The 6,542-nt window shown below is 40.2% G+C and carries 4 protein-coding genes; all 4 read left to right on the forward strand.

Annotated features, from left to right (window positions below):
- The first annotated feature begins 206 nt into the window (after nt 1–206).
- The 4 genes from Q0516_RS02235 (at nt 207) to Q0516_RS02250 (ending at nt 6,383) form a co-directional block, all read left to right on the forward strand.
- The gene (locus tag Q0516_RS02235; protein WP_294468923.1) at nt 207–2,207 is read left to right on the forward strand and encodes a PBSX family phage terminase large subunit; all 2,001 of its coding nucleotides are present in this window, start codon (nt 207–209) and stop codon (nt 2,205–2,207) included.
- 18 nt (nt 2,208–2,225) lie between these two features.
- A complete protein-coding gene (locus tag Q0516_RS02240) occupies nt 2,226–4,295 on the forward strand; it encodes a hypothetical protein (RefSeq protein ID WP_294468925.1) in 2,070 nt (689 codons plus the stop codon).
- A 63-nt stretch (nt 4,296–4,358) separates the two neighbouring features.
- On the forward strand, nt 4,359–4,640 hold the full coding sequence (locus Q0516_RS02245; RefSeq protein WP_294468927.1) for a hypothetical protein: 282 nt from the start codon (nt 4,359–4,361) through the stop codon (nt 4,638–4,640).
- A complete protein-coding gene (locus Q0516_RS02250; RefSeq protein WP_294468929.1) occupies nt 4,641–6,383 on the forward strand; it encodes a hypothetical protein in 1,743 nt (580 codons plus the stop codon).
- Nucleotides 6,384–6,542: the final 159 nt, after the last annotated feature.

The raw sequence follows: 6,542 nt of genomic DNA on the forward strand, positions 1-6,542 counted from the left end.
TCCATCTTTTTTGGCTTCGGAAAAAAGATGGTCGCCCTTTAGGGCGAAATCTAAAAGATAGCAAGGCAAAGCCTTGCATAAAAAAGGTCTTAGGAAAATCCTAAGACCTTTGGTTTTATAGGGGCAGAGCCCCTAGAGAGTGGAGGTAAGGGACGCAGTCCCTTATAAGGGGATGTTGTTTAGGAAAAGAAAGGAGGTTGAGTTTTATGGATATCAAAAGAGATGATTTTTCTGAGAGTGAGTGTGAGGGCTGTGAGACCGATAAGGAAAATAAAAATAAAAAACATAGCAGGTACAAAAAAGAAGATAGAAGAAGTAAAGACGATATCGGTATCAAAGACAGCACATCAAATGAGAATGACAGAGATGAAAAATCATTTCAAGACGGTATCGGAAATGAAAGTTACAAATGTGAAAAAGCTTCTAGAGAAGAGATTTTACATGAAAGCGTTAAGGATATAGAAGAGTTTGAAGAAGAGAACTTATATGAAAATGCTAAAGACAAAAAGGTTTGTAACGGCGGGATTTCACATAGAATTCATAAAAATAAAGAAGCCTTTAAAGACGGAACATTCAATAATAAATATAGATATGACAAAAATTTTGAAGAAAACTTAAATGAAAATGCTAAAGACAAAAAATCATTTCAGGATAAAACGTTAAATGAAGATTATAGATATAATGATGAAACTATTGATAAAAAATCAAGTGAAATCACGCAAGACGTAAAAGGCAGCAAAAATAAAACAAAAAAAGACGAGATAAAAATAGAGATATCGAGAAAGGTATTCAATGAAGCTTATCTTCCTTTTTTGAATAACGAGGAAAGGCTCATTATTTTCTACGGCGGTGCGGGAAGCGGAAAGAGCGTATTCGTCGTGCAGAGGTATATTTATAAGATACTCTCTAAAAAGCTTTGTAATGTGCTTGTGGTAAGGAAGACGGGAAACACCAACAGGACTTCCACCTTTGCCTTATTCAAGCAGATCATAAACTCCTGGGAGATGAACAAGTACTTTCTTATAAATAAATCCGATATGAGCATAACCTGTTTACTCAATAAAAACCAAATAATATTCAAGGGGCTGGACGACGTGGAAAAGATAAAGTCCACAACTTTCGAGACAGGGGAGCTAAGTGACATATGGATAGAAGAAGCCAGTGAGGTGGAAGAAGAGGACTACAAACAGCTCAACGTCAGACTCAGAGGGGGAAATACGAAGAAGCAGATAGTAATGACCTTAAACCCCATAAATATAAATCACTGGATAAAGCTTAGGCTTTTGGACAGAGGGAAAGCGGCGTATCTTCATACCACTTACAAGGACAACCGTTTCATAGACGAGGATTATAAAAGGGAGCTGGAGAGCTATAAGTACACGGACAAGTATTACTACGATGTTTACTGTCTTGGTATGTGGGGAGTATCGGGAAGAAGCGTATTCGATACCGAGAAGATAACCTCACAGCTATTAAAAAAGATAAAGCCCATAAAAGAAGGGTATTTCGATTACGACTACGACGGGATCGAGATAACGAATATAAGGTGGGTAGAGGAAAAAAGAGGATATATAAGGATATACGAAGACGTAAAAGAAGGGTACCCATATGTTATAGGCGGAGATACCGCGGGAGAGGGAAGCGACAGCTTTACCGCTCAGGTTATAAATAACGTTACGGGAAAAGAATGTGCTGTGCTTAGGCACGACTACGACGAAGACTTATATATAAGGCAGATATACTGTCTCGGAAAATACTTTAATGACGCACTTATCTCTGTGGAGGCGAATTATTCCACCTATCCCAACAAGGAGCTTTCAAGGCTTAAATATCCGAAGCTTTATATAAGAAAGAGGGAAGACACCTACACTAAGGGGCTTACTAAGTCATACGGTTTTATGACTACGAAACTCACGAGACCCGTCATCATATCAGAACTAATCAAGATAGTAAAAGAGGAAAGCGGAAAGATCGTTGATAAGGAGACTTTGGAAGAGATGCTCAATTTTGTAAGGAACGAAAAGGGCAGGGCGGAAGCAATGGCGGGTACTCATGACGACCTTGTTATGGCTCTTGCCATAGCCTATCACACGAGAGACCAGCAGGAGATGACGGTTAGAATAAAGAAAACGCCGAGACATTATAACTTCGAGGCGGAAAAGCCGAAAAAGGACATGGACTACGGCATGGAGATAAAGATAGTTTAGATTAAAGGAGAAGAAAAAATGTTTGATTGGATAAGAAAAAGGGTCGGCGGAAAAAGGAATAAAAATTATTCCAACATGGTAAAGCAAGCGGGGAAGCAGTCAAAAGCTTATACCAGCAATAATATAAAAAGCGGCAGCGGAAAATCCTCCGGAAAGCCTAAAAGCAGTTCGAGAGGAAGTTCTTCAAACGCGGGTAGTTTTGGAAGAGGAAATTCCGGCTCACGCTCACGTTCGGGAGCTTCATCTTCTGTCAGAGGAGGAGCTTCGGGGATTGGAACAAAGGCAGTAAACAAAGGCAGTTCCGCTAAAGGAAAGAGCTCTTCTTCGTCAGTAAGAGGAGGTATATCCGGTATCGGGAGTTCTTCCGTAAAAGGGAATTCATCTTCAAAGAAGACGGCATCGGTGAATAAGACGAGTAACGGGAGCATATCGAGTAAGCTTACGGATATAAATCCTTTCGGGACAAGCGGTAAGGGCAGGACGAACAACCCTTACGGAGGCAGCCTTATAAAAGTGACATCCTACAATAAAGACGGTACGAAGAAGAGCGAGACCACTATACGCACGGGAAGTGAAAAGAACAGCTCATCAAAGGGAAGCACCAAGGGGAAAGTCACTTCAAAGGGGGGTATCACTTCAAAGACCGTAGAGGAAGCGGTAAAAAACATAAGACCTCAGGGGAGTTACGATACGTCGAAGTATAAGGATAACATAGAAAAGAACAGACCCGTAACGGGAAATGTTAATAAGAACATCAAAAGAGAAGGCAGTATAAGCTCAAAGACCGTAAGAGAAGTGATGAAGGATTCCGAGAAGTATGGAAATCACAAGGCAGGATACAATACCGGCGTTTATAAAGCGAGGGCGGAGAAGAACAAAGCTTTAACGAACAATGGGGATAAAAATATAAAGAGAAAAGGCACTTTGAGTTCTAAGACATTAAAGGCTATAGGAAATGATACAAAAGCTTACGGTAAGTTTGATAAGAGTTATACCACGGACAAAGCTCCCGTTATGAGGAAAAACGTCAATGAACAAAAGGGGACGCTCAGCTTAAAGGCTATAAAAGAGATAAACGAAAATGCCAAGACCTACGGAAAAATCGGCGGTGAAGTTACAAAGCCGAAAGTATCAAACAGTGCGAGGTCGAGGGGCATAAATGAAGCGATGAACAATGCTAAGACTTACGGACAGTTAGATAAAGCTTCGACTACCGGTAATATAAAGGCTAAAAAATATATAAGCAGTGCCGAGAAAGAAAAAAGGCTTAAAAATACAGAGCTCAAATATGACAAAAGCAGAGTAAACAAGATATTGGGCAGAAACAAAGGAAGTAATCTTGCTTTTGAAAACGCGGAGGTAATAGCGAAAAACCCCGCATTTAAGGATGTTGGAGTAAAAGCGGTGAAAGATATGAGCGTGGAAGAGAGAAAGAGAGCTTATGCGATGTATTACGATAAGCTGAAAGGCTCAAAAAATCCGAATGATGTTATAAAAGCAAAGGCGGACAGGGATAAGTATATATCCATGCTTGGGAACAGGCATGCCGAGAGGGAGAGCAAAGTAATCAAAAAGAACTATGATTCAAATGATGTTAAAACATTATTAAACCTTGCTTTAACTTCTTTTCTGGACAGTAATGCACAAAATGTCAGAGGGCTTATGCAGACAGGCAAAATGATGGGAAGTGATCCAAATGTATTCGATAAAAATGCATTGACGATGGCTTTAAAAGATTTAGAGAAAAATGGAACTAATGCACAGAAGACATCGGTAAATGCGGGAAATACCGCCGGTGATTTGGCATATGCTCTTTTAATGAATAGTTTGGGACCTGTCGGGTCTTTGGCGGCGTTAGGAAGTGAGTACGGAAAAAACTATGAAAATAATATAAATTATAACGGTAAGAACAGAAATTCATCATCTTCTGAAGTAAGGAAAAATGCAGTAAAGAGCAACGCTTCGGATATATTGAGTGAGGGGGCTGCGGTTGGCATACCTTACGATAATAAGTATACCGAGATTTTGAAATATTTACTCAGCAATTTAATGAAAGACAGGATGTCAAAAGATAAAAATAAAAAATAAAAGGATATAAAAAATGGTAAAAGTTTTGCATTGCATGACTTTTTTTATTTGAAAGGAGAAGATATGGATATATATATGATTTTGATATGCTTTACGGTTTATGTCTCTCTGTTATTATCCGCTGCGTTTTATTCTTATAAGCTTGGAGTAAAAAGCGGGAGAGATAACGGTGAAGAGGCTAAGGATAAAGAGAAGAAAAAAGAAAGAGATTTGAAGCTCTTTTTTGGGAATAAAAGCACAAAGATGACGAAGAAAGAAAGAGAAGAACTGGAAAAAATAAATATTGCCCTAAACAATATAGAAAACTACGACGGGACGAGAAAAGGGCAGAGGGAGATAAGATAGATGAGTATGGAAATGTATTCAAAGACGGATGAATGGGATTTATACGAGAAAGGCAGGGACTTTTTAAGTGCGAGGAACGTATATCAGGATACGGACAAGGTGTACCGTTTCTTCAGCGGGGACCAGTGGCACGGTGTGGAGAGCGGGGTGATATCGCCTATTACATATAACATCATAAAGCCCGTAGTCAAATATAAGATAGGGGTGATAAATGCCAACGGATATAACATAGTGTTTTCTCCGAACAACTTCGATGACAAGCGTTTTCAAATCGAGATGACGGACTTATGCGACCAGCTAAACGAGTATATAAATATACTTTGGGAGAATAAAAAAATCAACGCAAAAGCCAGAGAGATACTCAAAGACGCATGTATCAACAGCGAGGGGATAATGTACTTAAATTATGACATAAAGGAAAACGAAGTAAAGCCGGAAGTCATAAACAAGACCAACATATACTACGAGAACGAAAACAATTCAAATATAGACGAGCAGGAATATATCCTTATAACCGCAAGAAGAAGCGTGGCAAGCGTAAAGAGGGAAGCGACGGAGAATATGCAGCTGGGGCTTAATAACTTAAGCGAAGAAGATATAAACATGATAACTTCGGATTCCAATACAAACGAGCAGTCGGGAGACAGTGCAAAGGACGAGCTTAATTCAATGGTACTTGTCATAAGCAAGTTCTTCAAGAGAAACGGGCATATATGGTTCAAGAAGTCGGTTGAGAATGCGGTGATAGAAGAAGAGAGAGACCTTGGACTTACGAGATATCCCATAGCTCATTATGTATGGGAGGAAGTAAAGGGAAGTGCAAGAGGTAACGGAGAGGTGAAAAACCTCATACCGAACCAAATCGAAATAAACAAGACCGCCACGAGGAGAGCCTTGGCGGTGATGATGGGAGCCTATCCGAAGCTTGTCGTGGACGGGGAGAGAATAAGCAACCCCGAAAGCATAACGAAAGTCGGAAGCGCGATATTTACGAAAGGACAGAGCGTGGACGATGTAAGAAGGGTAGTGGGATATCTTAATCCCTCCAGCATAAGTTCGGATTCTACACTCCTTCAAAACGAACTCATCAACAACACAAAGGACCTTGCGGGGGCGGGGGACAGCGTGACGGGAGGTATAAACCCCGAGAGAGCAAGCGGTCAGGCGATACTTGCGGTACAGCAGAACAGCGAGCAGAACCTAACGGATAACCTCATTAGATTTAAGGATTTCCTCGAAGACGTGGCGGGGATTATCTTTGAAATGTGGCAGGTATACACTCCTGTAGAGGGAAAGAAGATAATCGTAAGAAAGCCGAAAAGCGAAGTCAAGAAGCTCATGAGCGAAGATGTTGTTCCGATAATCGACCTTGAAGAAGAGGATATGGTTTCAAGGGAAGAAGAGAGCATAAGTAAAGAAGAAAAAGATCTATTCATCAGCAGAGTGATAGACAAAGCCTTAATCGAAAAGTTAAAGGTCAACATCAAAATAGATGTTTCTCCGAACTCTCCTTTCGATAAATATGCGAGAGAAAACTGTCTTAACAATATGCTCACAAACGGTCATATAACCTTCGAGGAATACGCGAAAAATCTTCCCGAAGACAGCCTGATACCTAAGCAGATACTTATGAATATAGTAAACGACAGGAAAAAAGAAGAAGAAAAGATAATGAAGATACAAGCAAAAGGCGAGGCACTTAAAAATATGATGGATGAAGCTATTGGGGGTATGCCCCAATAACCCCATGTAAGGCTTTGCCTTACAATTCACTATAAGGGGCTCTGCCCCTTACACCCCAAACTTCTGTAAGGCTTTGCCTTACAATCCAATCTATAGGGCTCTGCCCTATAACCCGCCAATTTTTACTTGTCTAAAAATTGGATTTAACGACCCCACTCA

The sequence above is a fragment of the uncultured Anaerofustis sp. genome, from assembly GCF_938029165.1.
GTDB lineage: Bacteria > Bacillota > Clostridia > Eubacteriales > Anaerofustaceae > Anaerofustis.